General features: G+C 48.4%; 22 protein-coding genes and 1 riboswitch. Of the genes, 17 read left to right on the forward strand and 5 right to left on the reverse strand.

The annotated features are described in order from the left end of the window. Window positions 1–127: 127 nt before the first annotated feature. On the reverse strand, window positions 128–1,132 hold the full coding sequence (locus ACIFO6_RS03435; RefSeq protein ID WP_430038201.1) for an NAD(P)/FAD-dependent oxidoreductase: 1,005 nt from the start codon (window positions 1,130–1,132) through the stop codon (window positions 128–130). A 245-nt stretch (window positions 1,133–1,377) separates the two neighbouring features. Between ACIFO6_RS03435 and ACIFO6_RS03440 the strand changes: the two genes are divergently transcribed. The 4 genes from ACIFO6_RS03440 to ACIFO6_RS03455 all read left to right on the forward strand — a co-directional run bounded on the left by ACIFO6_RS03440 (window position 1,378) and on the right by ACIFO6_RS03455 (window position 5,858). Beyond that, window positions 1,378–2,568, forward strand: coding sequence for an NAD(P)/FAD-dependent oxidoreductase (locus tag ACIFO6_RS03440; protein WP_430038203.1), 1,191 nt, complete (start codon window positions 1,378–1,380; stop codon window positions 2,566–2,568). 166 nt (window positions 2,569–2,734) lie between these two features. Beyond that, window positions 2,735–3,241 (forward strand): MarR family winged helix-turn-helix transcriptional regulator, encoded by a 507-nt coding sequence (locus ACIFO6_RS03445; RefSeq protein WP_430038205.1) that lies wholly within the window; start codon window positions 2,735–2,737, stop codon window positions 3,239–3,241. Window positions 3,242–3,357: 116 nt separating this feature from the next. After that, window positions 3,358–4,695, forward strand: coding sequence for an HlyD family secretion protein (locus ACIFO6_RS03450; protein WP_430038207.1), 1,338 nt, complete (start codon window positions 3,358–3,360; stop codon window positions 4,693–4,695). After that, a complete protein-coding gene (locus ACIFO6_RS03455) occupies window positions 4,692–5,858 on the forward strand; it encodes an ABC transporter permease (RefSeq protein ID WP_430038209.1) in 1,167 nt (388 codons plus the stop codon). The genes ACIFO6_RS03450 and ACIFO6_RS03455 overlap by 4 nt, the downstream gene beginning before the upstream one ends. 124 nt (window positions 5,859–5,982) lie before the next feature. On the opposite strand, the gene hemQ is transcribed toward ACIFO6_RS03455, so the two are convergent. After that, complete coding sequence (gene hemQ / locus ACIFO6_RS03460) at window positions 5,983–6,762, reverse strand: hydrogen peroxide-dependent heme synthase (protein WP_430038211.1); 780 nt, start codon at window positions 6,760–6,762, stop codon at window positions 5,983–5,985. A gap of 347 nt (window positions 6,763–7,109) precedes the next feature. Between hemQ and ACIFO6_RS03465 the strand changes: the two genes are divergently transcribed. The 4 genes from ACIFO6_RS03465 to uvrC all read left to right on the forward strand — a co-directional run bounded on the left by ACIFO6_RS03465 (window position 7,110) and on the right by uvrC (window position 12,457). Further along, on the forward strand, window positions 7,110–8,627 hold the full coding sequence (locus ACIFO6_RS03465; RefSeq protein ID WP_430038213.1) for a helicase DnaB: 1,518 nt from the start codon (window positions 7,110–7,112) through the stop codon (window positions 8,625–8,627). A 229-nt stretch (window positions 8,628–8,856) separates the two neighbouring features. Continuing rightward, a complete protein-coding gene (gene dnaI / locus ACIFO6_RS03470; RefSeq protein WP_430038215.1) occupies window positions 8,857–9,810 on the forward strand; it encodes a primosomal protein DnaI in 954 nt (317 codons plus the stop codon). A gap of 119 nt (window positions 9,811–9,929) precedes the next feature. Further along, window positions 9,930–10,247: a thioredoxin gene (trxA, locus tag ACIFO6_RS03475; RefSeq protein ID WP_010347861.1), complete on the forward strand. Its 318-nt coding sequence runs from the start codon at window positions 9,930–9,932 to the stop codon at window positions 10,245–10,247. Between the two features lie 155 nt (window positions 10,248–10,402). After that, on the forward strand, window positions 10,403–12,457 hold the full coding sequence (uvrC, locus tag ACIFO6_RS03480; protein ID WP_430038217.1) for an excinuclease ABC subunit UvrC: 2,055 nt from the start codon (window positions 10,403–10,405) through the stop codon (window positions 12,455–12,457). On the opposite strand, the gene ACIFO6_RS03485 is transcribed toward uvrC, so the two are convergent. Then, on the reverse strand, window positions 12,429–14,156 hold the full coding sequence (locus ACIFO6_RS03485; RefSeq protein ID WP_430038219.1) for a CPBP family intramembrane glutamic endopeptidase: 1,728 nt from the start codon (window positions 14,154–14,156) through the stop codon (window positions 12,429–12,431). The genes uvrC and ACIFO6_RS03485 overlap by 29 nt on opposite strands. A 263-nt stretch (window positions 14,157–14,419) precedes the next feature. Then, a riboswitch (cyclic di-AMP (ydaO/yuaA leader) is annotated at window positions 14,420–14,569 on the forward strand. 588 nt (window positions 14,570–15,157) lie between these two features. On the opposite strand from ACIFO6_RS03485, the gene ACIFO6_RS03490 reads away from it, so the two are divergent. Both ACIFO6_RS03490 and ACIFO6_RS03495 read left to right on the forward strand, forming a co-directional pair. Next, window positions 15,158–16,498, forward strand: a complete 1,341-nt coding sequence (locus ACIFO6_RS03490) for a TrkH family potassium uptake protein (protein ID WP_430038221.1) — start codon at window positions 15,158–15,160, stop codon at window positions 16,496–16,498. 48 nt (window positions 16,499–16,546) lie between these two features. Further along, on the forward strand, window positions 16,547–17,215 hold the full coding sequence (locus ACIFO6_RS03495; RefSeq protein WP_430038223.1) for a potassium channel family protein: 669 nt from the start codon (window positions 16,547–16,549) through the stop codon (window positions 17,213–17,215). 14 nt (window positions 17,216–17,229) lie between these two features. On the opposite strand, the gene ACIFO6_RS03500 is transcribed toward ACIFO6_RS03495, so the two are convergent. Next, complete coding sequence (locus ACIFO6_RS03500) at window positions 17,230–18,135, reverse strand: LysR family transcriptional regulator (RefSeq protein WP_430038249.1); 906 nt, start codon at window positions 18,133–18,135, stop codon at window positions 17,230–17,232. A 226-nt stretch (window positions 18,136–18,361) separates the two neighbouring features. Here ACIFO6_RS03500 and ACIFO6_RS03505 point away from each other — a divergent pair, with 226 nt between their 5' ends. The 7 genes from ACIFO6_RS03505 to ACIFO6_RS03535 all read left to right on the forward strand — a co-directional run bounded on the left by ACIFO6_RS03505 (window position 18,362) and on the right by ACIFO6_RS03535 (window position 25,204). Then, window positions 18,362–19,036 carry a succinate dehydrogenase cytochrome b558 subunit gene (locus ACIFO6_RS03505; RefSeq protein ID WP_430038225.1) on the forward strand — a complete coding sequence of 225 codons (675 nt, stop codon included), beginning with the start codon at window positions 18,362–18,364 and terminating at the stop codon, window positions 19,034–19,036. 106 nt (window positions 19,037–19,142) lie between these two features. After that, window positions 19,143–20,888, forward strand: a complete 1,746-nt coding sequence (sdhA, locus tag ACIFO6_RS03510) for a succinate dehydrogenase flavoprotein subunit (protein WP_430038227.1) — start codon at window positions 19,143–19,145, stop codon at window positions 20,886–20,888. A 28-nt stretch (window positions 20,889–20,916) separates the two neighbouring features. Beyond that, a complete protein-coding gene (gene sdhB / locus ACIFO6_RS03515) occupies window positions 20,917–21,684 on the forward strand; it encodes a succinate dehydrogenase iron-sulfur subunit (protein ID WP_430038229.1) in 768 nt (255 codons plus the stop codon). A gap of 172 nt (window positions 21,685–21,856) precedes the next feature. Then, on the forward strand, window positions 21,857–22,666 hold the full coding sequence (locus ACIFO6_RS03520) for an aminoglycoside N(3)-acetyltransferase (protein WP_430038231.1): 810 nt from the start codon (window positions 21,857–21,859) through the stop codon (window positions 22,664–22,666). 88 nt (window positions 22,667–22,754) lie between these two features. Then, window positions 22,755–23,699, forward strand: coding sequence for a metallophosphoesterase (locus ACIFO6_RS03525; protein WP_430038233.1), 945 nt, complete (start codon window positions 22,755–22,757; stop codon window positions 23,697–23,699). 79 nt (window positions 23,700–23,778) lie between these two features. After that, entirely contained in the window at window positions 23,779–24,519 is a 741-nt protein-coding gene (locus ACIFO6_RS03530; RefSeq protein ID WP_430038235.1) for a metallophosphoesterase family protein, read from the forward strand. A 52-nt stretch (window positions 24,520–24,571) separates the two neighbouring features. After that, complete coding sequence (locus ACIFO6_RS03535; protein ID WP_430038237.1) at window positions 24,572–25,204, forward strand: GNAT family N-acetyltransferase; 633 nt, start codon at window positions 24,572–24,574, stop codon at window positions 25,202–25,204. Between the two features lie 183 nt (window positions 25,205–25,387). Here ACIFO6_RS03535 and ACIFO6_RS03540 read toward each other — a convergent pair whose 3' ends face one another. Continuing rightward, entirely contained in the window at window positions 25,388–26,275 is an 888-nt protein-coding gene (locus tag ACIFO6_RS03540; RefSeq protein ID WP_430038239.1) for an NAD(P)H-binding protein, read from the reverse strand. Between the last annotated feature and the right edge of the window lie 29 nt (window positions 26,276–26,304).

Here is a 26,304-nt window from a genome sequence, read left to right on the forward strand (position 1 = left end):
CATTCAGGGTTCGAATGGCTTTACGGACAATCATTGCAACGAATAGGCACACCGTAGAAAAGGGTATTTCACTCCAATAATTCAAATTTGGAGTAAAACACCCTTTTTTGTCATAGTCTAGAATAGACTACAGCTTCATGTTACTACTGTGACCCGGGGACAGCTTGGCGTCCGGATCAACATAAACCTTGGCGTTGTTGACGGCTGTAGGCGCTTCACCGAAGCCGACAGCAATCAGCTTGAGCTTGCCTGGATAGGTCGTGATGTCCCCAGCGGCGAAAATGCCGGGAATATTCGTTTCCTGACGGGAATCGACCACGATGGAGTTACTTTCGATTTCGATTCCCCATTCGGCAATCGGGCCGAGAGTGGATACAAATCCAAAGTTAACGATCACATCGTCCACTTCGATTTCCTGAGTTTCTTTGGTTTTTACATGAGCAAGGGTAACCTTCGTAATCGAGTCTTCTCCGTGCAACTCTGTAATTTCAGTCGGTGTAACAACGTTTACTTTGGAAGCGAGGAGGTTTTCTACACTGTGTTCATGCGCACGGAACTTGTCGCGCCGATGAATCAATGTAACCTGTTCTGCAATCGGTTCCAGCATGAGCGCCCAGTCTACCGCAGAGTCGCCGCCGCCGCTGATCAGCACTTTCCGGCCTGCAAATTTGCTCAGGTCACTAACAAAGTAATGCAGGTTCGTTTTTTCAAAACGATCTGCGCTCGGCAGCTCCAGTCTGCGCGGCTCGAAAGCACCCACGCCAGCGGTGATAATGACCGCTTTACCGTGATACTCGCTGCCTTTATCTGTTTTTACGATGAAGTGGCGTTCTTCCTTTTTCTCTAATGATACGACTTTCTCTTCTAACTGTACTTCTGGATTAAAGTGGTTCATCTGCTGAACCAGATTGTTGACCAGTTCCTGTGCAGTCACTTTAGGAAAGCCAGCGACGTCATAAATATATTTTTCAGGATAAAGGGCTGCAAGCTGGCCCCCGAGTTGGGGCATACTTTCAATTAAGGTGACGGATGCCTGGCGCATTCCCCCGTAGAAAGCAGCGAAAATACCGGCTGGACCGCCTCCGATGATAATCAGATCGCGGAGCTCCGCACCTGTGGATTGAGCTGTCACTCTAAAAACACCTCCGAAAGGGATAGTATGGATAATGGATATTGAATGTTGAATCAGCCGCATAGAGGTTAAAAAAAGCCATCGAACGTATGATTCACTGTCTATCATTATAAACTGCCGGGTTCCGCTTGCAAAGTTTAAGCGAATTATTATTTGATGAAGGTTATCCGGCGTGTATAAATAAGCCATTTTGAGAGCAAAGCTGTGAATAATCACTGATTACGTAAACCGGAAGGGGTAGAAGCATGAGCAGTATTCCCAAAATTGTCATTGTGGGTGCCGGGTATGGGGGTATTTTGACGGCTCAGCAATTGCAAAAGGAGCTCAAGCACAACGAGGCGGATGTCACGCTGATTAACCGCCATGATTACCACTATATAACAACGCATCTCCACATGCCCGCAGCGGGTACGGATACGATTGAGCATTCACGTATTCCGATTTCGCAGCTGATCGATGAGTTCAAGGTGGATCTAATCAAAGGGACGGTTAAGGATATCATACCGAAGGAGAAAAAAATCGTGCTGGAGGATGGATCGTTATCCTACGATTATCTAGTAATCGGGCTGGGCGGAGAACCGGAAACCTTCGGTATTCAGGGGATGGATAAGTTCGCGCTTACGATTCGAAGCATTAACTCGGTCCGCTTGATCCGTGAGCATATCGAATACCAGCTTGCTTTGTATAAAAATGACGGAAACCCCGGACGGCTAAATTTTGTAGTCGGAGGCGCGGGCTTTAGCGGCATTGAATTCATAGCGGAGCTGGCGGATCGTCTGCCACAATTGGCGAGAGCCTATGATATTGACTTTAACCGGATTCAAATCATTAACGTCGAGGCGGCTCCTACGGCATTGCCAGGCTTCGATCCGGAGCTGGTAGAATACGCGATGGATGTCCTTAAGCGCAAGGGCGTTACCTTCCGCATCGGTGTTCCCATTAAGGAATGTCTTGAGGATGGCGTCATTGTCGGTGAGGGTGAGAAAATCGAAGCCTGCACGGTCGTGTGGACTGGAGGTATTCGTGGTAACGGTCTGATCGAGAAAGCCGGATTTGAAGTGATGCGCGGACGGGTGAAGATCGACGATTTTCTACGCGCACCGGGCCATGACGACATTTTTATTATTGGGGACAGTTCTTTAATGTTTAATCCCGAAGGACGCCCGTATCCGCCGACCGCCCAAATTGCGATGCAGCAAGGGGTACTCTGCGCGAAGAATCTGGCAGCCACGCTTCGTAAAAAGGAGCTGCACAAGTTTGTATTTTCCAACAAAGGCACGGTTGCTTCTCTTGGAAAAGGGGAGGCTGTCGCGGTTGTGGGCAATCGCAAAATAAAGGGCTGGATAGCCGCGCAGCTGAAGAAAATTGTGGATATCCGCTATTTGTTCATCATTGGCGGGATTCCGTTGGTGCTGAAAAAGGGACGGTTTTTCTAAGCTTGAGCATGACATCAAAAAAATCCCGTCATTGAGAAGGTTTCCATGACCCCTGGCCAGGGAGCTTGGAAACCTTTTTTATTAATGTACCTCTAAAAAGAGTATTGACACATAACTATACGACGACGTATAGTGTGGATATTAATTACAGAGGAGGGGGTTTACGTTGTATTTTGATTTTAACTTCAAGGGTGATCCCAAAAAGATAAATTTATTGGCAGAAAAAATTCCCCATGTGGACCCCCAATCGTTGAGTACGCTAGTGCTTTTCATGCAGACGGCTCATGAAGTATACAATGGTGTGTGCTCCAGACTGTCCGAATATGGACTATCGATTGGAAGTCTGAAAATCTTAATCCCGCTGTATCTGCATGAACGTGCGTTGACTCCATCTGAACTGGCCGAATATTCAGGAGTTACTCGTTCAACCGTAACCAGTGTAATCGACAAGTTGGAACGTGACGGTATCATCCGAAGAAGTACGCTGGCGGATCGCCGGATGACTGCGATCTCCTTGACGGAGGAAGGAAGACAGTTAATGACGGAAAGAATTCCGATGTTCATTCAGCTTTTTTCGGATTTATTGAAGGAATTTACGAAGGAAGATCATGTCCACTTCGCTGGGATGCTACAGAAGCTTTCCACAGGTCTGGAGGAAATAAAACGGGAATAATTACTTTTCCCAGCATCAATAGTTAGACGTCGTACTATTAGATTGCGTACTTGTTTTTTAAACAATTATTTTTCGCTTATTATTGGCTAAATCATCATGAAGGAGAGTTCATTGCAATGAATAAAAAGATCATTGTGTACGTTATACTTGTTGCCGCATTAGGTACTGGAGGTACGCTGATGGCTATGAGCGGCAAGGATGCTGTGAGTATGGCTGCCACACAAAAAAACACGCTGCTTACGGCAGATACCGTAAATGTCGCTTTTCAGGGCGTTGGGGGAAGAGTGAACACCATTGAGGTGAAGGAGGAACAACAGGTGAAAAAAGGGGAGGTGCTCATGACCCTTGATCCTGTGGACCTCGACCTGCAAATTGAGAAATTAAAAACGGATATCGCGCAGGCTGATGTAAAAATAAAGCAGGCTAAAGACGGACTGCAAAACCAGTCAGAGAAAATTTCGACTTCAGAAAAACAGGGGCAACTCGATATTCAGGCTGCGCAAGCGGGAGAATCCCTGTTGAACCAAGGCACACGAGTGGAGGATATCCAAAAGCAAAGGCTGGCTATTGAAGCAGCGCAGCAGTCGTTGGACGCATCTCTGACAGGAGTGGAGACAGCCAAAAGAAATGCAGAGATCGCGCAAAAGACAGTGACCTCCAGACAACAGGCGCATGAGCTGGCTAAAGTCAATTACAACCGTATCAAAGCTTTGTACGATGCCGGGGCTGGAACCAAGGCGGAGCTGGATAACGTCAAAAACCAACTGGATTCTGCCCAAATTGCGCTGGATACAGCCCGGGATCAGGTGGAGATTGCTAATAATCAGATTACTTCCGCCGGCAAACAATCCGACATTGCTAAAAATAGTATCGCCCAGCAGCAAACCGCTCTGGAAAAAATGGAGGCAGGCGCAACCGCAGAGGAACGCGAACAGGCCCGCATCAAAACAGAAAAGGCCAAGGAAGCACTAACCCAGACCTCCCAAACACGTAAAGATGTTAAAAATAGTGAATACAACCTGGATCTTCTGGCTCAACAAAAACAGGCATTATCCGTTCAGCTCAAAACCTTGCAATTGCAGCGCGGACGTACGGTGCTGAAGGCATCTACAGATGGTAAAGTGTCCCGCATTGTTCCCAAGATGGGAGAAATCGTTGCTACGGGGGCAACAGGCGTCGTTATTGAAACCAACCAGCTATACTATGATATTTATGTGGATGAGGATTCCATCTCACAGTTTAAAGCAGGGGAAAATGTGGCTTCACATGTCGTCGCTATAGACAAAAATATCCAGGGCAAGGTGAGATACGTTACCTCTGCTCCGCAGTATACCAATATGAGAATGAGTCGGGATAAAGGTTTGTCGGATATAAGCTCCTTCCAGGTAAGGGTAGATGTTCAGCGAACACCTGAATTATTACCTGGCATGACGATAGAGGTTGTGACGAAATGAAGGCGTTTATAGAGGAATGGAAGCTATTGATCAGCGGCAAGCTGGTATTCGTTATGCTGCTCGTCCCGATTGTCGTATCGGCATCTTTAGGGTTTGTTTTTAAAAACAATCAGCTGAATGATGCCTCTGTCGCTGTAGTCGATTTAGATCATAGCCATTATAGCCGACAGCTTATTAATAAATTAAATGCATCTCAGTATATTGATGTACGTTATGTGCAAGAGAATGAAACCGATCCGAATTTACTCTTATATAATGAAAAATTTTTTGCAGTGATTTATCTTCCGGCAGGTCTGGAGGAGAATAGAGTTAAGGGAGTCCAGAGCAACATCGGCTTTTATGTAGATAACACGGTCGGGCTGGCTACAGGGAATCTGCGGTCGGCGGTGACGGAGATCATTGCCACGGAAAATGCGATGCTGGCTGGTGGTGGACTAAGGGGCATGGGAATGAGTGACAGCCAGGTTACAGGGCTTACCTCCAATATGCTGCTCCAGCAGCGTCTGCTGTATAATCCCACCAACGTCACGCTGATGACCTCGGTTATGGGGTTCATGAATACGGTCATGATTTCGCTGATGGGTGCTGCTGCGCTGACGATTGTTCCTCGCTTAAGGGAGGAAGGACGATTAAAAGATGAGCTGCAGCATTCATACGGTCTGATTCTGAGGGTGATACCGTATGCGGTAGTTGGATGTGTATCCTTTTTTCTATCCATTGGTTTGCTCAAGCAGATCGGCGGACTCCGTTTTGAAGCCAATGTATGGCAAATGAGTATTCCGTTTCTAATGTACACGATTACTTTGGGTTTGTTTGCAATGGTTCTGGGATGGAGTGCGGCTAATCCGGGAAAAGCTTCCCCGCGTCTCATGCTGCTTATATTGCCTTCGTTTATGCTGAGTGGTGCTCAATTGCCGGTAGCTATGCTACCTCCATCGTTGCAGTATGTAAGTAACATTCTTCCATTAACCTGGCATTTCAAGTTTTTGAGAGGGGTGGGATTCAAGGGCGGAAGCTTGAAGTATTTCATTCCTGAGGTTGGAGGATTTTTGATCCTGTTAAGTGCTTTGTTGCTTCTGATCTTTATTCTGATTGCTCTGGAGAAAAGAAAGCTGGCAAAAAGCGAGGATGCAGCTGTAGTGGTTGAACCTGTGTTACACTAATATATAAGAATATGATTTTTCAGGCGCCCGTGAGGGGGCCTTTTCTCATCTTGTGTGGCTTTGAAGCACGTAAAAAAGGATTCCGCAGTCCCTAAAGCGGGAGCTCACGAAATCCTTGGTCGTTTTATAGCTTTAACATGTCTTCAAATGTTTCTTCGTTCAGGACGCTGCCGACATAGAAGGAGCCGAACTCGCCGTAACGGGCGCTGACTTCGTCAAAACGCATTTCGTAGATCAGCTTTTTAAATTGAAGTGCATCGTCGGCGAACAGCGTGACACCCCATTCCCAATCGTCGAAGCCGATAGAACCGGAAATGATTTGCTTCACTCTGCCAGCGTAGCTGCGTCCGATCAAACCGTGGCTGCGCATCAGAGTGCGACGCTCATCCATCGAAAGCATGTACCAGTTGTCATCCAGATCGCGTTTTTTGTTCATCGGATAGAAGCAAATATATCGAGCCTTGTTCAAAACAGGCTTCAGACGTGCAACAATTTGCGGATTTTGCATCGGATCTTCTTCTTTGCTCAAATAGTTGCTCAGCTCGACCACACTCACGTAAGAGTAGGTTTTAGTCGTATATTTGGCAAAGGTTGTTTTGTTAAAATCATTTTCGAGTTTGTTGAGGTCCTCCAGCGTTTCGCGTAGATGCAACATCACAAAATCAGCCTTTTGTCCGATTACTGTATATACGGCAGAGCTGCCCTGACCCGCTTCCTCGGTAACGCTCCATTCCTTCATAAACTCTTGAAGCTCGTCCAGCGCCCCGGCGCGTTCTTCATCGTCTGCTGATTTCCATGCCGTCCAGTTGATGGATCGGAAATCGTGAAGTGCATACCAGCCTTCCAGCGTGGATGCTACTTCATTTGGTGTTGATGGGGGGTGTTGAGGTTGATGTTGGTTCACAATGGTCACTCCTTTTTTCAAATCTGTAAATAATCATCGGCATGGCCGAAACATGTGCGTTGTAAGTATGTCCTGCGAATGAGGAATGGTGATGCTTAACTATTATATTGTAGCCCAAATTAAGGATTTTCACCAATGAAAGAAATGTGAAGAATATTATTTTTTCCGTGATGCAGGTCACAAGTCGTAAAATAGTTAGTATTCTCGAAAAAAGGGGAACACGGACGAATGAGACTGCCAAAAAGGAGGACAATTGGACTTATTTTGCTGGTCTCAGTTGGGGTCAAGTATGATAGAATAGTAAAACATCTTGGAGACCGTTATGTCAGGAAAGGAAGAATGTTGGAATGCGGATGAAAAACCTGCTGCACTATACTGAGAACCACCGCTACTGCGTTTATCGGGAATTCGGCTTGAGCGCACTGGATGAATTGATGCTGGGAAGCGTCTATCAGCCGATGGTAGGCGCATTTGCGGTCAGCCTGTATCGGCTATTGTTCCAGCATGTGCCAGTCGGACAGATCGGTTATTCGCCGCTGGAGCAGCAGCGTCGTCTTTTTCTGACACTAGGGCTGGAGCCGAGTGAGAAGGGACGCAAGTATCTCATTGAACAGACCTCGAAGCTGGAGGCTGTCGGTCTGTTGCAGACGTCCAGGCTGTATGCACCGGAAACGGACGACTATATGTATGAATATGAGATGCAGCCACCGCTTGCACCTGCCGATTTTTTCAGGACGCAGCATCTTACTCTTTTGTTGAGAGACAAAATCGGCAAGTTTGCAGTGCTTTCTCTGCGAGAATCGCTGTGGAGCAGCGAATCTGCGGAATGGTCGCAATTTTCCTATAATAAAGAGAATATATCTATTCCGTTTTACGAGTTATTTGAGCTGAACACCCATGTCATTGATTACGAGTTGGAGCAGGCGCTGTCCGAGGTGTCTTCGGGCCGTCACAATGGTGCTTTGGCCGCAGAGTCGGAGGAAGGGCTGAATTATGCAGACATCATTCTCCGTTTTCCGCGTGAATCCGTTAATCGCAAGCATGTAGAGCGTCTGCGTTTTGAACACGAGCAGTTAGGCATGGTCAATTACGTTGTTCGCAAATTTGACTTATCTGTACAGGACATCAGCCGCTTGCTGGATGAGGATGGTATTTTTACAGAAGCGGGCGATTTGCTGCTAGACGAGCTTCAGCTCCGAGCCAGCCAGCATTCCAGACAGGATCGGAAGCGTCAGGAGGAACAGCAGGTGCAGGCCGCCAAAGTGGTTGCCTTGCGCCAGAGAGAAGCTGCCAATCCAGAAGAGCCGCCTGCGGAGCAAGCCGTGGAGATGGAATTTTATGTGGAGGTTCCACCACAGTTCACAGCCAAGTGCGACATTCACCAATATAATATGATGCTGCGCAATGAGCCCTATCGACGTTTGCTTCAAACCTTTTTCCCCGGCACGGTTCCCGGTAACCTGCTGGATATATTCGAAAAGATTGATATCAGCTACAAGCTGCCCGGTGAAGTCATCAACGTACTTATCCATTATTTGATGTCCCTGCTGGTGTCAGGGAGCGATCAGCGGATCAACCGAAACTTTGTCGAGGCCGTCGCTTCCAATATGCTGTTAAAGCAAGTGAGCACCTACGAAAAGGCCGTTCAATATATACGTGATCAAGCCAAGGTAAAAGGAAAGCAGTCCGCTGCTTCTTCTTCCGGCGGCCGTTCGCGTTCGTATGCCAAAAACAACGGCCCATCCAAGCCATCCATTCCCATCGTACAGGATCATCCTTCCGAGGAATCCGTATCCGAGGAAGAACTGGATGAATTGCTGCGCCTAGCGGAACGCATGCAATCTGGTAAACAGAAAAAGGTGTGAAAATATTAAGCGAAGCCAATTCAAATATGTGTCGACTTTATGGCGGTCGGCAGCGGAGTGGGCAGAATTGTTCTGAAGAAGCGAAGCGTTTGCCTTTATCCCCAGATTTTAACCTTTAAATCCTTATTTCAATAGGAAAAATCCGGGGATAACAGCAATCGGAAGAACAATCTGCACGCGAAGCGTCTCTCCCCCATAACTCTGCACATTTTAGAAAGGAGGAGCGTTCTTGGAATCACTGGGCGATTTGCTACAGCAGATGCAGAACCCTTCGTTTCGCCAGCGCACGCGCAATGTGGCCGATCAGGTTCTCAATGATCCGCTGGTGCAGGAATTTTGCGCTGCGCATCCCGATATTGACGAAGCACAACTGCGATTAAACATGAGCATGCTTTTTCAATATACCCGGGACCGTCGGAATTGCGACAACTGTCCGGGGCTCGAACAGTGTCCTAACGATTTTCAGGGACATTTTTGCAAGCTGGGCGTGGAATATCCGAATGGCACAGCCGAAATGGTGGACATCCGTACCCCTTGCGCCAAGCTGGTAGCTTCACAGCACGAACAGCGGGTGCGTCAGCGGATTAAAAGCTTTTATGTGGATGAGCGTGCGCTTTTGGAAGGCTATAATGCCCTTGAGATTGCACGTAAGGACTCACAACGCATGCCCGCAGTCACACAGCTATTCCGTTACATCGAAGAAACGAAAAGCCAGGGCTTATCCAAAAAAGGACTCTACCTGGAAGGTACGTTTGGTACGGGGAAGACCTTTTTAATGGGATATCTGCTGCACGAGCTGGCCCTGTCTGGGCTGAACGGTGTGATCGTGTATATGCCTGATTTTGTGGAGGACTTAAAGTCCATGATTCAGGAAGGACAAAAGCTGAAGGAAACGACCGAAATGCTTAAAAATTGTGATCTGCTCGTATTTGACGACATTGGAGCCGAAAATTTGAGTCCATGGGTACGGGATCATGTGATGGGCTCGATTTTAAATTACCGAATGAACCGCAAACCTACCTTTTATACTTCGAATTATTCGTTGCAGGGGCTGGAGAAGCATCTGAGCTTTACGAGCAAGGACGGTGAGGAATTGTACAAGGGGCAGCGCTTGATGGACCGGATTCGTCCTTTTGTAGACGTCATTACTGTCAAAGGAAAAAATCAGCGAGGATCATCGTAAATCAACTTGATATTTTGATATCTTACAATTAAAAAACTATTGTGATATAATTAAAAGGTGTCAAAAAAGAAATTACAGGTTATAATAATCCTGACTTTTCTATAAAGGAGGAACATACAATGGCAATTGTTAACGTGTCCGACCAATCCTTCAACGCAGAAGTCGAAGGTACAGGAACCGTTTTAGTTGATTTTTGGGCGCCATGGTGCGGTCCTTGCAAAATGATCGCTCCTATTCTGGAGGATCTGTCCACAGAAGTTGGCGACAGCGTCAAAATCGCGAAAGTGAACGTGGATGAAAATCCAGAGTCTGCTTCCCGTTTCGGCGTTATGAGCATTCCTACCCTGATCGTCTTCAAAGACGGGCAGCCCGTTGATAAAGTGGTAGGCCTGAACTCCAAAGAAGCGCTGAAAAGCATGCTTACCAAACACCAGTAATCATTGCATGTGACCCATGCTCCTGCGGGGGCTTGGAGAGCAACCATGAACGGTCAATGCCTCCGGTTGTAAATACCGGGGGCGTTTTTGTGTATTAATCCTGCATATTATATAGTAGTTGAAGTCATTTAAGAATGGAAGGAGGAAACGGGCGAATGGAATCTTATGCGGAGGACTTGCGGAATCAGGAGAAGGCGCTGGAGAACATCCGGCACAAATTAGCATTGCTGCCGGATGCATCGGGCTGTTACTTGATGAAGAACAGCGAGGGCACCATCATTTATGTCGGCAAGGCCAAAGTGCTGAAAAACCGGGTCCGTTCCTATTTTACAGGCAGCCATAACGGCAAGACGCAGCGACTGGTTTCCGATATCCGAGATTTTGAATATATCGTTACGGGCAGTAATATGGAGGCGCTCATTCTGGAGTGCAACCTGATTAAAAAGCATCAGCCGCGCTATAACGTGCTGTTGAAGGATGACAAAACCTTTCCGTATTTGAAAATTACGAACGAGAAGCACCCCAAGCTGGAGGTGACCCGGCGCGTTCTGAAAGATAAAGCAAAATATTTTGGCCCTTATCCTAATTCTTATGCTGCACATCAGACGAAGAAGCTGCTGGACCGGATGTACCCGTTACGCAAGTGCGGTGTGATGCCGAAGGAAGTGTGCCTTTATTATCATATGCATCAATGTCTGGGGCCTTGTGTGAAAGAGGTTGAGCAGGAAACGTATGACCAGATTGGTCAGGAGATAAGTTCTTTTTTGAGCGGTGGACATGAGGAAATTAAAAAGGATCTTCAACGTAAAATGCAGGAGGCCGCAGAGGAACTGTACTTTGAGCGTGCCAAGGAGCTGCGCGACCAGATTATCAGCATTGACGCGATGATGGAAAAGCAGAAAATCACGACAGCCGACGCGAAGGATCGCGATGTATTCGGATTTTCGGTGGATAAGGGCTGGATGTGTGTACAGATCCTATATGTTCGCAAAGGTAAAATGATCGAAAGGCATGTGTCTACGTTTCCTTTTTACGGAGAGGCTTACAGCGATTTCATGTCCTATGTAACGCAATATTATAGTGATAACCCGGCGGTGCCGCAGGAAATATTGCTGCCAGATACACCGAAGCTGATGAAGCAGGCGGAAGTTGTTCCTCACACTGCAACAACCGAGGGAACCGCACAGACCAGTAACGATGCTGCACAAGAAGCAGGAACAGTATCGGATGTGCCAAATGAAGAGCAGCCGTTCGAGCGTTCCGCGGATGCACTGCTGGTGGCCGAAGAGCGTGCTTCTTATGGAGAAGCAACGGAGCAGGACCAGACAGAAGCCCAACTGTCCGGCGGGCTGGAGGAACCAGCTACGGCGGCACTCGCTCTGGCTGAATGGCTGGATGTAAAGGTACTGGTGCCTCAGCGTGGACTGAAAAAGCAAATGACAGGGATGGCTACGGAAAATGCACGGGTCGCTTTGGATGAGAAGTTTAAGCTGATTGAACGGGACGAGGAACGGACATCCAAGGCTGCAAGCAATTTGGGGCGTGCGATTGGGCTGGATAGCCTGCACCGCGTCGAGGCGTTTGATAACTCCAACATACAGGGGTCCGATCCAGTCTCGGCCATGATTGTGTTCATTGATGGGAAGCCTGCCAAGAAGGAGTACCGTAAATATAAAATCCGTTCAGTGCAGGGGCCAGATGATTATGAAACGATGCGTGAGGTTATTCGGCGTCGATATGAACGTGTGCTCAAGGAAAATCTGGAGCGTCCGAATTTGATCGTCGTCGATGGTGGACGCGGACAGATTAAGGCCGCTGTGGATGTGCTGGAGAATGAACTGGGTTTGTTCATTCCTGTGTGTGGTCTGGTGAAGGATGCCAAGCATAGAACCTCTCAACTACTGGTAGGGGATTCTCCAGAGGCCGTGACACTGGCCCGCAACAGTGAAGAATTTTACCTGCTGCAACGCATTCAGGACGAGGTTCACCGATTCGCCATTACATTCCATCGTGAGCAACGGGGCAAATCCATGGTAACCTCTCGTTTGGACTCGATTCCGGGAATTGGAGAGAAGCGGCGTAAGCTGCTGCTTAAGCATTTTGGCTCACTTAAAAAAATAAGAGAGGCCAGCGTCGAAGACTTCCGGCCTCTCTCTATTGGTGATAAGCTTGCGGGTCAGATTATAGCTGCCCTTCAGGAGGAGTCGTAGAATACGGCTCTTCTTTTTTTATGGGCTCAAACATGACTCGATTTGGTTTCTTTGGACTAAACCAGTACATGATATAGGCCACAATGGCAGGAAGCACGATCCAGAATATACCTGCGAACAGGTTCACACTGTCTCCCAGCGTCATCACACTCAGTCCCATCAGAATACTGTCAAAAATAACGTGGCTGAACATGGCGGCAATAAAGCCGTAGCGCAGGAACACAAAACTGAACAGCAATCCAAGGAAGGTCAGCTCAATCGGTCTGGAAATGACCGGATAGATCGGATACAGTGTGTGCCCCAGTGCCCAAATCAATGTGGTGATCAGACAGGCAACAAAAGTACTTCTCACTAATTTTTTCACCATTGGAATACCAAACAGACGGTATACGGCTTCCTCTCCAATACCTGCCATCCAAGCCATAATCGGCAGTAGCCATGGATAAGCCATGTTGTAAGGAGACTGTGTGGCATCTGTTGTGGAGAACGTATGAAGCGTGCGCTCCAGTACAAAGAACAAAATGGATTGCACCCCAAGTAAAATAAAGGCCCACAAGTAGCCAACATACATACTGCGAAGCACATACAGCCCATAGGCTGGCTCTTTGGCGCGTGGCCATGCATTCAGTCCAGCCTTGCGCATCAGCCCGTCACCGCCGACCAAGGAGAAGTAGATCGCTACAGCCATTATGAAGGAAACCACAACTTGCAAAATCATAAGAAATATAAGCGCTCCCCGACCGCCTGCTTCTGCTTGCAGTATAGGTAGCATGTTAAATGTCCCTGCCATACTGGCAGCAAAATATACAATGGACAGAACAATGCCGCGTACAAAGGAAGTGTGGCGTCGTGTGAGTGAGGCGTATACGATAGCAAGTATGCCCAAGACCATGCTTAATAAGGCATAACCCGCGTAGGTCATCCAGTTTGCCCAGTACGTTTGTTTTTTGACATAATCCGTATAGGACGATGGGGCCGAAAAGCTTTGTGTAAACGAGCGAACATCCCCGTCTTCAAAAGTAAAGGCCAGTGTAAGCACCGAGGAACCGATTTTCTTATCGTTCACGGTATACTTTAATCCACCCTCGCCTTCGGTTGTCGCGAGCTTCAAGTCCGACGGCTTAAAGCCAAAGCGTTTCACCCAAGCTGCCGCTGCCTGCTCCTTCGCTTCCAGCGTCATGTCTCCCTCGGCTGCACGTATAAGCCTGCTACGTGCTTGCTCATCCGTAGAAATATCTGCTTGTGTGTAACTGGTGCTAGAGGTCTTTCGTTTAAAGCTAACGACTTTGCCAGTGGACAAATCCACATGAATTTGCAACTTGCTCTTCGAAGAAGGTTCCGGTAAATCGACCCGGAAGGTTTCGTAGGGATAACTTTTTTTCCAAGTACGGTCATACTGTTGAAGCAGCTTTTCTCTGGATAAATAACCGTACAGGTCCGTTTCGGCCTGATAGGTCACCAGAGGCTCCTTAGACCGTAATTCGGTATAGCTCAGCTCGGAGCGGGCGAAGTCCAGCGCGTGTATGACTGCTTCCTGCTTGCTGATGACCTTGGCATCCGCCAGTGCCTCCGGATTCGGATTACTTAACGAGGGAATAAGCAATTGAAAGACAAAAAAGCAAATCAGGCCAATCGCGCCCAGCAAGCCTAATCTTTTGAAGTTGGCCGTGAGCACGACCGGTTTCCCGATAGGATTCATGAGTTTCCTCCTTAATCTGTAAATAAGAACATCCATTAAAGATATCATACTGCACAGGTTCCCGCCAACAGACCTACGATATTCATGAAAATGGAGTGAAAGCACTTTAAAGTTTCAATAAAATAAGATAAGCTGCGATTAAAGGTGGCCTATTCTCCAATTACCGCTAATTTAACGTTATTTCGACGAAATCGGTTTTGTACTCTGCATACATAAAGATTATAATCTTGAGGCAATGGATATGAAATACATTAGGTAACGTTATACATTTTGAGCCGAATTTCCATAAGAAAACGGGGGAACCATGTTACTGGGGTGAATTTCACAGCCGGTCCCGGACCGGAAGTGTGAATAGGGCATACTGTGCTGCCCGAATCCGTCAGCTAACCTCGTAGGCTGTGAGCAGGAACCAAGTCAGGCACTCGGTTTTCCGGTGTCTTTTTTTTGTGCAATTAAAACGTAGCTGAGTTAAGTCCGCTTCGCGCTCCATTTGATCTTCCGATCGCTGTTGTCTCTGAATTTTATTGGATTAGATAAACCCTGATAAGGTTAAAATTCAGAGACAAAGGCGAGCGCTAGCGCTTCTCCAGATTCAAATGGACCGCTGCGCTGCTGCCCGCCTTAAAGTCATCCAACGTTTCATGAGGTAGTGAGGTATGAGTGTAGTGAGTAATGAAAGGCAAAAGTATCCCGCTTCGCGGATACTTTTCTGTTTTCTCTAAAAAAAACGGACTAAAGAAACTGAAAAGAGATTGGTGATTTTATGAGCTGGCAGTAGCGGAGGGGGCAGAATTGTTCTGAAGAAGCGACAGCGTTTGCCTGAAAGCTTTCCATAGGAAAGCTCGCATCGTAAGCATAAGCTACCACCGGATTTTAACCATTAAAGGGCTTATAAAATCAGAAAAAAATCCGGGGGTAACAGCAATCGGAAGAACAGAACAATCTGCACCCGTAGCGATCTCCGTGCTCATCATTCACCAAGTAGGAGCCGTGATAAATAGATGAATCCCAATGCAAGATGGCTTCGGCTTTCTCCACCGCAGATATTCGTTGTGGGCTTTGCCATTATCATTCTTATAGGCAGCTTGTTGTTAATGCTGCCGATTTCCAATACAACGGGAAAGCCGCTTGCATTTATAGATGCTTTGTTTACAGCTGCCTCCGCAACCTGTGTAACAGGTCTTGTCGTTAAGGATACGGGCACCTTCTTTACCACCTTTGGTCAGGTGGTTATCGCTGCGCTGATCCAGATTGGTGGTCTTGGCTTTATGACGATGGCTACCTTGATTGCGCTGGTGTTCAAGCGCCGCATTTCCTTGCGGGAGCGCCTGATTTTGCAGGAAGCGATGAATCAGACTTCTGTTGAGGGAATTGTCGGATTGATTCGTAGGGTGTTGCTGTACTCGCTAATTATTGAGGGCGTGTGCGCCACGATATTCGCGATTCGCTGGTCCTTTGATATGCCCGTAGGCAGGGCGATTTATTTTGGAATCTGGCATGCGATTTCCATGTTTAACAATGCAGGCTTTGATTTGTTCGGTCGATTTCGCAGCCTGACAGGTTATGTGTATGATCCTATTGTTAATTTTACAGCTATGTTTCTGATTATTTCGGGTGGCATCGGCTTTGTGGTTATGTCGGACCTGGTAGAATACCGCAAGCGCGGGAGACTTTCCTTGCATACCAAGGTGGTACTCAGTATGACGGCTGCCCTGATCGTAGTCGGCACGCTTGTCATCTTTGTATTCGAGTTTACCAATCCGAAGACATTGGGCTCGCTGGATTGGGGTGGAAAGCTGCTGGGATCTTTATTTCAGTCCATAACACCACGTACCGCAGGTGCCAATACGTTAGATATCGCTGGCTTGCGACAGGCCACGCAGTTTTTTATCGTTATATTGATGTTTATTGGTGCTTCTCCTGGCTCTACTGGAGGCGGGATTAAGACGACAACGTTTGCGCTGCTCATTGGAGCCGTGATTTCGATGCTGCGGGGTCGGGAGGATATTGTACTGTTCAAATACCGGCTTGCGCAGGGGCGAATTTACAAGGCTTTGACCATTACACTGCTGGGGCTGCTGTTTGTGATTGGCGTGACGATGATTTTGTCGGCAACCGAGGATCATCATTTTCTGATGATATTGTTCGAGACGGTGTCTGCATTTGGGACGGTGGGATTGTCCATGGGGCTTACACCTGACCTGACAGTTATAGGCAAGCTGGTCATTACCCTGACGATGTTTGCAGGTAGACTCGGCCCACTTACACTGGCGTACGCACTAGGACCCAAAAAGGGTAAGGAATTATATCGTCATCCGGAAGGAAAAATGATTATAGGATGAATCAATCATTTATGAAATTGATTCAGATAAGGGAGTTTTCGAGTAGATATGAAAACGCAGCAGTTTGTAGTTATTGGTTTGGGACGATTTGGCTCAAGCCTGGCTTTGCAATTGGTAGATATGGGGTGCGAGGTGCTTGGCATCGACCGGAATGAGGATGTTGTAGACAGTATGAGTGAGCTGTTGACGCATACCGTCGTGGCGGACGCTACAGATGAGGATTCACTACGATCACTGGGCATCCGCAATTTCGATTGTGGCATTGTTGCGATTGGTGCTGATATTCAGGTCAGCATTCTGGCTGCCATTTTGCTAAAGGAGCTGGGTGTGAGCAAAGTCGTTGCCAAAGCGATTTCTGTTCTGCACGGACGGGCGTTGGAAAAGCTCGGTGTGGACCGGGTCATTTATCCCGAGCGGGATATGGGGATACGGGTCGCGCATCAACTGGTCACGCCTAATTTGCTTGATTATTTGGAGCTGTCCAAGGAATACAGTATTGTAGAACTCAACGTTCCTGTATGTCTGCATGGCAAAACGCTATCTGAGCTGAATACCCGCACCCGCTTTGGTTGCAGCATCGTGGCGCTTCATACGGCGAACGGTATCCTGATTGCACCCACAGCGATGGATCGGCTAAAAGCGGACGATATTATGGTCATCATCGGCTCCAATGATAATATCGGTCGCTTCGAGGACGAGGTCGTTAACGTTAACTAGAAAGCTGATCTCCGCTACACCATACGATAGCCTGCAAACGATGCACGTGTCTCGCTGATCCAGCGTCGTGCTGTCGGCCCCAGATCGGTCGTCTCCGAGTAGATAAGGGAGGTGGTGCGTCGTGTCTCCTTCAGATCGGGCAAGTACAGCGCGGTTAGCCCATTATCCCGCAGCAGCTCGCTACGCAAGTAGGATTTGGGCAGCAATGCGGAAGCCTTACAGGTCGGCAGCAGGCGCACAATCGCCTCGAACGAGTCGATTTCCATACGGATATCTGGCATGATGCCACTGCGCTGGAACAGGTCATCTGTAAGACTGCGATACCAGGTTCCCTTGGAAAAAATAATCATTGGCAGTCCTTGCAGGTCTTTCATCGAGGCCGTTCCCGTCTTTATCGTTAATTCATGTCCGATCGGAACGACTAGCTCCAAATGATCATCAAACAGCGGAATGCAACGCAGTCCGGCCTCATGAATGGCAGACCCGACAATACCGGCGTCTGCTTTTTTGTCGCGTACAAAAGCGACGATTTCATGGGTTTTTCCTGTGAGTAGTTTCAGCTCCGTTTGGGGATGCTTGCTCATGAAAGCTTCAACGAGGGTAGGCAGCGTCGTTTGGAGTGTCGTCAAACTCGCGCCCAGTGTGAGCATGCTCTGGGCTTCGTTTTTGTGCTGGGACAGCTTTTGCAAAAATCGGAGCTGTCGTTGTCGTTGCTCCAGCGCGAAGGTGTATACAAATCGGCCTGTTGACGTAATTTCGAGTCGTTTGCCCTTTCGATCAAAGAGGTTCACACCCATCTCTTCCTCCAGCTTGGCGATTTTGCGGGACAGGGCCGGCTGGGACAGATTAAGCAGCTTGGAGGCTTTATTCAGGCTGGATTGCTCGACTATGACAGCAAAAGCGTTCAAATCCTCAAACAAATCATCCACTTCCTCTCTATATGCAAAAAAGACATAACAATTAATACGTATATTGCAATTCCATTATAAGCCGAAAAGGAGTAACATGAAAGCGACACAAGATGTTCACACTTTTGTTTTTCCCTTTAAGGAACACCTTGTTGGACATTTCCTGTCGGAAACTGTCATTTTATATGTTATATTACTATTGAAAACGCTATTATTAGGAGAAGGGAGCATTACCTAGATGAGAGGATTTTATTCCAGAAAGCTGCACTCGCTTCTTGGTGTCATTCCGCTGGCTCTATTTTTTGTAGAGCATTTGGTGACCAACTTCACAGCGGTGGAGGGCGGCAAGGAAGGATTCAATCGCAGCGTGGCCTTCCTGAATGGTTTACCGCTTGTTATTGTGCTTGAAACGTTATTTATTTACTTGCCATTGCTGTTCCATGGAATCTATGGCTTGTATATCGCTTATCAGGCTGATCCGAATGTCAAAAATTTTGGCTATTCGCGTAACTGGCGCTTTCTGTTTCAGCGCATTTCCGGTGTGATTACGTTCGTATTCATTATCTGGCACGTATATGATACACGTTTTCAGGTGGCTCTGGGTCATGTAACACATGAGCAGCTAGGCGGCGTGATGCATGGCATTGTAACGAATCCGGTTTATTTTATCCTTTATTTAATCAGCGTCGTTTCAGCATCCTTTCACTTTGCTAACGGACTATGGGCTTTTATGGTCAGTTGGGGGATTACGGTGGGACCGCGTGCACAAAAAGTGTCCTCCTATATCTGCATGACCTTGTTCGTGGTTGTATCCATCGGCTTCATCGCTTCCCTGCTGGCATTCCGCAGCGCGGAATTCCAGGAAACGGCAACCGCCTTGATACAAAGCAGTGCTATTCAACAGCTACTGTAAAAAATGAATGTACACTATGCGTGTTTGCAATACATCGTTTGCAGATTCTATTTCTTATGGTAAAAGGGGATTTGGCTAAAATCCTGAAAAAAAGGAGTGAGCAGAAATGGCAGCATCCAACATTATCGTCGTGGGCGGCGGTCTGGCGGGTCTAATGGCTACGATCAAGGCGGCAGAGGCAGGAGTTCACGTTCATTTATTTTCTTTGGTTCCAGTCAAAAGGTCCCACTCCGTTTGTGCTCAAGGCGGCATCAACGGCGCGGTGAATACGAAGGGTGAAGGCGACTCACCCTGGATTCACTTTGACGATTCAGTCTATGGGGGGGACTTTCTGGCCAACCAGCCTCCGGTAAAAGCGATGTGCGAAGCGGCTCCAGGGATTATCCATCTCATGGACCGCATGGGGGTCATGTTTAACCGGACACCGGAAGGACTGCTGGATTTCCGCCGCTTCGGGGGTACGCAGCATCATCGGACAGCCTTTGCCGGAGCGACGACAGGGCAGCAGCTTCTGTACGCACTTGATGAACAGGTACGGCGCTGGGAATCCGAGGGTTTGGTGACCAAGTATGAAAACTGGGAGTTTTTACAGGCTGTACTAGACGATGAGAGTATTTGTCGCGGCATCTGTGCTCAGGATTTGCGCACGATGGAAGTGAAGACTTTTGCAGCAGATGCGGTTATTTTGGCATCGGGCGGTCCTGGCATTATTTTCGGCAAAACCACGAATTCCGTGATTAATACCGGCACGGCTGCCGGGGCGGTATATCAGCAGGGCGTACGCTATGCCAACGGCGAGTTTATCCAGATTCATCCGACGGCTATTCCGGGGGATGACAAGCTACGTCTGATGTCCGAGTCGGCACGGGGAGAGGGCGGCCGTATATGGACGTACAAGGACGGCAAGCCGTGGTATTTCCTCGAAGAAAAGTATCCGGCTTATGGAAATCTGGTCCCTCGTGATATTGCGACACGTGAAATATTCAGTGTATGTGTCGATGATGGGCTCGGCATTAATGGCGAGAACATGGTGTACCTCGATCTGTCCCATAAGGACCCGAAAGAGCTGGACGTGAAGCTGGGCGGTATTATTGAAATTTATGAAAAATTCGTTGGTGACGATCCGCGTAAAATACCGATGAAAATCTTCCCGGCTGTGCATTATTCGATGGGCGGAATGTGGGTCGATTACAATCAGATGACGAATATTCCGGGGCTGTTTGCCGCCGGGGAATGTGAATTCCAGTATCACGGAGCGAACCGTTTGGGTGCCAACTCGCTGCTGTCAGCCATTTATGGCGGGATGGTGGCTGGACCAAAGGCTGTGGAATATATTAAGGGCTTGAAAAAATCCGCGCAGGATGTAGCTTCCTCCGTGTTCGATGCGGCGGTCAACCAGCAGACAGAGAAGTATGAGCGTATTTTGCATATGGACGGGAAAGAAAATGCCTATGTCCTTCATAAAGAGCTGGGCGAGTGGATGACGAACAACATGACAGTGGTTCGTTATAATGACAAGCTGGAAGCTACGATCCACAAGATCAAGGAGCTGAAGGAGCGTTATTCCAACATTAACATCAATGATGCTTCGCGCTGGAACAATGCGGGTGCGGCGTTCACACGTCAGCTGTGGAATATGATGGAGCTGGCCGAAGCGATGACTAAAGGGGCGCTGCTGCGTAACGAAAGTCGTGGAGCCCACTACAAACCTGACTTCCCGGATCGTAACGATGAGGATTATCTGAAAACGACCATTGCGGACTGGACACCGGAAGGACCGCAAATCTCGTATGAAGCGGTAGATGTTTCGTTGATCAAGCCGCGTATTCGGGATTACTCCAAGAACAAGTAAAAGGAAGATACAGAAGGGAGTGTATTAGATGTCGGAGCAAGCAGTGAAATCGGATAAAACCGTGAAGTTCGTTGTGACCCGTCAGGATGAACCTAATGCGAATCCATATACGGAAGAATTTGAGTTGGCTTATCGACCGGGGATGAATGTGATCAGTGCGTTGATGGAGATTCAGCGTAACCCGGTGGATAGCCATGGTAAAGAGACAGCCCCGGTATGCTGGGAGTCGAACTGCCTGGAGGAAGTGTGCGGAGCCTGCTCCATGGTGATTAACGGCAAGCCGCGTCAGGCTTGTGCCGCCCTTGTGGATAAGCTGGAGCAGCCGATTACCATCGCGCCGATGAGCACGTTTCCGGTTGTGCGGGATTTGGTCATCGACCGCAGCCGGATGTTTAACGCGCTCAAGAAGGTCAAAGCATGGATTCCGATTGACGGTACCTACGATCTGGGCCCCGGCCCCAGAATGGCAGAGAAGAAGCGTCAATGGGCGTATGAGCTGTCCAAGTGCATGACTTGCGGTGTCTGCCTGGAGGCTTGCCCGAATGTGAACGAGAAAACGACATTCATTGGACCTGCGGCGATATCTCAGGTTCGTCTGTTCAATAGTCATCCGACTGGGGAAATGAATCAGGAGGAGCGGCTGGATGCGTTGATGACGGACGACGGGCTGGAGGGCTGCGGTAACTCGCAAAACTGCGTACGTTCCTGCCCGAAGGGCATTCCGTTGACAACCTCCATTGCGGAAATGAACAAGCAAATGACCAAGCATATGTTCAAGCGCTGGTTGACCGTATAGCACTCGTCAGTGAATGCTTTATACAAAACAGGCTTTTTCCCTGAACGGGAGAAAGCCTGTTTTGTATGCTCAGGACAGATCGGAGTTATCGTGTAGGGAGGAGAGTTGGGCAGCAGTTATGGTATAATTATGGTATTGTGTATACGTTTTTGGAGAAAAGGAGGCTGGACAGGTGACTGTACAACCGATGACGCGACGGCCTGTTACTGGGTCGGATGTGTTGAAGGGATTAAAGAAGCTGGGAGTTCAAAAAGGCATGACGCTGCTTGTGCACTCGTCGATGCGCAGCTTCGGCAGTTTTGTTCCGGGCGGTGCCTCTGCCATTCTTGCAGCATTAACCGAAGCCATTGGCCCGGAAGGTACGCTGGTCACGCCGACGCAATCCCATGATCTGACCGATCCGTCCACATGGATGAACCCGCCTCTGGATGAGGCATGGTGGGAGCTTGTACGCCAGGAAATACCCGCTTATGATCCGGTCTGGACGCTGACTGGGGGTATGGGTGTCATTGTAGAAACGTTCCGTGGCCTGCCGGGAACACTGCGCAGCGGACACCCGCACGTTTCGTTTGCAGCCCGTGGACCTGCCGCTGCATGCTTGCTGGAGGGGCATGAGCTTGATTTCGGGCTGGGTGAACCTTCGCCACTAGCGAAGCTGTACGAGGCAGAGGCCTACGTGCTGCTGCTGGGCTGTGGACATGACAGCAATACGTCTTTGCATTTGGCAGAATATCGAACGTCGTATCGCGGACGTGAAAAAATCAAGCATCAGGCCCCGATGATGGTGAACGGGGAGAAGGCTTGGGTCACTTTTCAGGATTTTAATATATTCTCGGATGATTTTGATAAGCTTGGGCTTGATTTTGAACGGGATTGCCCTGCGTGCTTTACACGGGTCAACATTGGAGATGCCTCCTGTTTTTTAGCGAGGCAGCGCGATTTGGTAGACTATGCAGAACGATGGTTAGCTACCAACCGCTAGAGGGCTAAAAGCGTGAGCTATTTGAACATTTGAATCATGAGATATCTGAACTGTACAATAGTTGAATAGATAGCAAGGGGGCACGCATATGGAAAAGACGCCGCAAACCCGCCGCGAGAGTCAGGATGGCTCACACGATGAGGCCGCGATCCCTCCCGGTTCTTCGCGGCGTTCTATTTCAAATGAGCCAACCAATCCTTCGCGCCGCCGTTTTTTGAAAAAAGCCGCTTTAGCGACAGCCGGAACCGCGCTTTTGACTGGAGGATACGCTTCCTTATGGGAGCCTAATCATTTGGAGATTACACGCTTCACACTAGCTTTGCCCCGTCTGCCGTTGGCTTTTGACGGCATCAGGGTGGTGCATTTTAGTGATGTACATTTGGGCTTTCACATGGATGAGCGTGACCTGCGGGAGCTTGCGGACCGGATTGCAGGACTGGAGCCGGATTTGCTTTGTTTTACAGGTGATATTGTGGATGATTATGCCGTATCTATGAAAGCTGCTGTTCCGGTCATGGCCTCTATGCACGCCACACTCGGCAAATTCGCCATTCTCGGCAATCACGATTATAGAGGTTTACCAGCCGGGGTACAGGAGCTATATCCGAAAACCGGGTTTACGTTGCTGAGAAATGAACATGTGATAGTGGAGCGAGCAGGACAGCGACTGGCGATTGTCGGTTTAGAGGATGACATTATGGGCAAACCCAATCCACGGCGTGCCATCCACGGACTACCTGATGAGATGTGCAAGCTGCTGCTTATGCATGAGCCGGATTATGCGGATGTGGCGGCGAGAATGTCCTTTGATCTTCAGCTGTCGGGGCATACGCATGGAGGACAGGTGCGCTTGCCTGTCATGGGAGCGCCGATGCCGCCTCCGGGTGGACGCAAGTACATTCAGGGATTATTTCATGTAGGGACCGACAGAATGCCGCTGTATGTCAGCAGAGGCATTGGTATGACCAAGCTGCCGATTCGAGTGCTGTGCAGGCCGGAGCTGAGTGTCATTACACTGAAATCCGGCCAATAGGCTATTATAAGTTCACCTCAATCATAAAAAAGGGTTTAGTGTAGTATGTAGCTGTTTCGGACAAAGGAGTGATATTCAGATGGATCGTATTGCTGTCATTTCAGATATACATGGCAATTGGCCTGCCTGCGAGGCGGTGCTGGAGGATATTGCTTCCCGAGGGATTAGTCGTGTGTTTTGTTTGGGCGATCTGATCGGCAAAGGGCCTAGCCCGTGCGAGGTTCTGGAGGCTGTCCGTCAACATTGCGAGGTGGTCGTGCGTGGCAATTGGGATGAGCTGGTTAGCATTACGGATGATCTCAATTTTAGCTGGCAAGCCGAGCGCCTGGGCACAGAACGGCTACAGTATTTGGCAGACCTACCGTTTCATCATGATTTCAGGATGAGTGGACGTCGTATCCGTCTGGTGCATGCTTCGCCGCAAAGTGTATATCATCGCGTGCAGCCATGGGATGAGCCGGAGAAAAGACTCGCCATGTTCGACCCGTTGGCCGAGGAAAGTGGAGAAGTCGTTTTTGCCCCGGATGTCTTGGGGTATGGAGATGTGCATAATGCCTTTATACAGCATTTTCAGGGCAAAACGCTTTTTAATGTCGGCAGTGTTGGCAATCCGCTGGATGTAACTCAGGCTTCCTACTGCATTTTGGAGGGGAACATGGGAGAAGAGAGTCCTGCACCTTTTTCCATCCAGTTTGTACGTGTGCCTTATGATATTGAGCTGGCGGTGAGACAGGCTGAGGAAGCAGACGTACCTTCTTTGCCATATTATATCCGTGAGTTGCGCACAGGCATTTACCGGGGAATTCAGGACCTGGATTGAGTGTACAACCTATTCGCTGCAAAAAGCCAATCCATCCGCAGGAGGGATCATTGTGCTGACCAGAGAAATGCTTCGTTCAGGGTCAGGGCTACCGGAGCTTTATACCGACCGTGTCCGGTTGCGCCAGCTACAAGCAAGGGATTACCCCGCGCTGGAACGGATGCTGTCCGATCCATTGGTTATCCGGTATGTGAACCGGATTCGCAAGCCAGTCGATGCGCGGATGAAGCGTCTGGTAGCGCAAATCAGAGTAGCTGCGGATTCCCTGGATTCCCTGCATTTTGCGGTGGAATGGCATGGGGAAAATACAGCAGCAAACAACGAACCCGGCCAACTCAACGAACTCCATGAACATAATGAATCCAGCCACTCGCCGCTGCTCGGTATTGCTTCTTTCCAGCAATGGAATGAAAAAGCGGGTGAGGCGCAGCTAGGCTATATTTTGGACCGTCCTTTCTGGGGACAAGGGCTGGCTACAGAGGTCGTGGAAGAAATGCTGAGATTTGGTTTTGGTGCTTTAAAGCTCAAGCGGATCGAAGGTCGTTGCCAAGAGGATAATCAGGCTTCCGTGCGTGTGCTGATCAAAAATAAGATGCGCCTACTGCGCACAATCAGTGCCTATGATCATTCAGGAGAAGTGCCGAGTGTATTGGTGTTCTCGATTACCCAAGGGGATTATGCATAGAAACGACAGTGGAATATTTTGTTACAGAGATGAAATATAACTGCAAACTAACTCTAACACAGGACGGGTACAATACAGACATGACCCCCTTTTGAATAATATATGTTGCTGGGACCCGATGATTCGGGTCCTCTTTTTTTTGCCTTGTTTCTATGGCAGTTACTTGTGATTTACAAGTTACTTTTATGATTCATAGGAACGGTTCAGGTTGGTGATCAGGTCGGGAAGCCATTCGGTCAGGCTAAGGAACGAGTACCCATTTGACTGGGCTTTGGTCGTATCCATATACCAGGATTGTGTAATACCGAATGGAGACATATGCTCGTCGGCTGTTTTTTCTTGAATCATGGCTTGTTTTCCAGTTACCTGTTCAATGGCGGAAACGAGTTCTCCAATCTTCACAGTACCGTCAGAGCAAGCATTTACGGGTCCTGTCAAATGAGAGTGACCAAGCCAAAGCAGAAAATTTGCGGCTTCGTCAGAACGGATAAACGAGATGTGCGCTGCCGGATTCGGTATGCCGATTTCTATTCCATCACGAACATGCTCAATATGAAAATGAAGTCTTCTCGTATAATCATCTGTTCCTAATACAATCGGAAAACGAACAGCGGCAACCGGGAACGTAGCTTGTTGCATGAAAACCGCTTCTGCCTGCCGTTTAGCCTCCTGATATGTAAAATCGTCCTTGCCGCCTTTGCGAACCAGGTAAGCCTGGGGGTCGAAGACACTCTCGGTCAGCACTTCCGGACTTGGATCGTAGACGGATAAGCTGGAGGTCAGAATATACCGTTTGGCTTTAGCATCAAAAATGCGGCACGCTTCTCTGGCTTCATCTGGAGAAAAGCAAATATTATCGTAGACAACATCCCAAACCTGCTCACCTACCGCCTCAGCCAACGCTTCCGCATCGTTACGATCTGCAATAATCCGTTGAACGCGCTCACCGAACGAATCGCTTGTTTGACCTCTAGTGAGGATCGTAACGTTATTCTCGGAATCTTCCAGCAGACGTTCTACCAGCCTTTTGCCAAAAAAGCGCGTTCCACCTAATACAAGTATCTTTCTCATTTGTTAATCACTCCCACTATAAATTAATA

This window comes from Paenibacillus sp. NRS-1781, assembly GCF_050467745.1.
Classification (GTDB): Bacteria; Bacillota; Bacilli; order Paenibacillales; family Paenibacillaceae; genus Paenibacillus; species Paenibacillus terrae_A.

Excerpts from the sequence above, each read along its gene's own strand:
- ACIFO6_RS03455 (WP_430038209.1), top strand. The coding sequence starts at position 4,692 with ATGAAGGCGTTTATAGAGGAATGGAAGCTATTGATCAGCGGCAAGCTG.
- ACIFO6_RS03530 (WP_430038235.1), top strand. The coding sequence starts at position 23,779 with ATGGATCGTATTGCTGTCATTTCAGATATACATGGCAATTGGCCTGCC.
- ACIFO6_RS03440 (WP_430038203.1), top strand. The coding sequence starts at position 1,378 with ATGAGCAGTATTCCCAAAATTGTCATTGTGGGTGCCGGGTATGGGGGT.
- ACIFO6_RS03495 (WP_430038223.1), top strand. The coding sequence starts at position 16,547 with ATGAAAACGCAGCAGTTTGTAGTTATTGGTTTGGGACGATTTGGCTCA.
- ACIFO6_RS03505 (WP_430038225.1), top strand. The coding sequence starts at position 18,362 with ATGAGAGGATTTTATTCCAGAAAGCTGCACTCGCTTCTTGGTGTCATT.
- ACIFO6_RS03540 (WP_430038239.1), bottom strand. The coding sequence starts at position 26,275 with ATGAGAAAGATACTTGTATTAGGTGGAACGCGCTTTTTTGGCAAAAGG.
- sdhB (WP_430038229.1), top strand. The coding sequence starts at position 20,917 with ATGTCGGAGCAAGCAGTGAAATCGGATAAAACCGTGAAGTTCGTTGTG.
- ACIFO6_RS03490 (WP_430038221.1), top strand. The coding sequence starts at position 15,158 with ATGAATCCCAATGCAAGATGGCTTCGGCTTTCTCCACCGCAGATATTC.
- ACIFO6_RS03450 (WP_430038207.1), top strand. The coding sequence starts at position 3,358 with ATGAATAAAAAGATCATTGTGTACGTTATACTTGTTGCCGCATTAGGT.
- ACIFO6_RS03525 (WP_430038233.1), top strand. The coding sequence starts at position 22,755 with ATGGAAAAGACGCCGCAAACCCGCCGCGAGAGTCAGGATGGCTCACAC.
- ACIFO6_RS03465 (WP_430038213.1), top strand. The coding sequence starts at position 7,110 with ATGCGGATGAAAAACCTGCTGCACTATACTGAGAACCACCGCTACTGC.
- ACIFO6_RS03485 (WP_430038219.1), bottom strand. The coding sequence starts at position 14,156 with ATGAATCCTATCGGGAAACCGGTCGTGCTCACGGCCAACTTCAAAAGA.
- trxA (WP_010347861.1), top strand. The coding sequence starts at position 9,930 with ATGGCAATTGTTAACGTGTCCGACCAATCCTTCAACGCAGAAGTCGAA.
- sdhA (WP_430038227.1), top strand. The coding sequence starts at position 19,143 with ATGGCAGCATCCAACATTATCGTCGTGGGCGGCGGTCTGGCGGGTCTA.
- uvrC (WP_430038217.1), top strand. The coding sequence starts at position 10,403 with ATGGAATCTTATGCGGAGGACTTGCGGAATCAGGAGAAGGCGCTGGAG.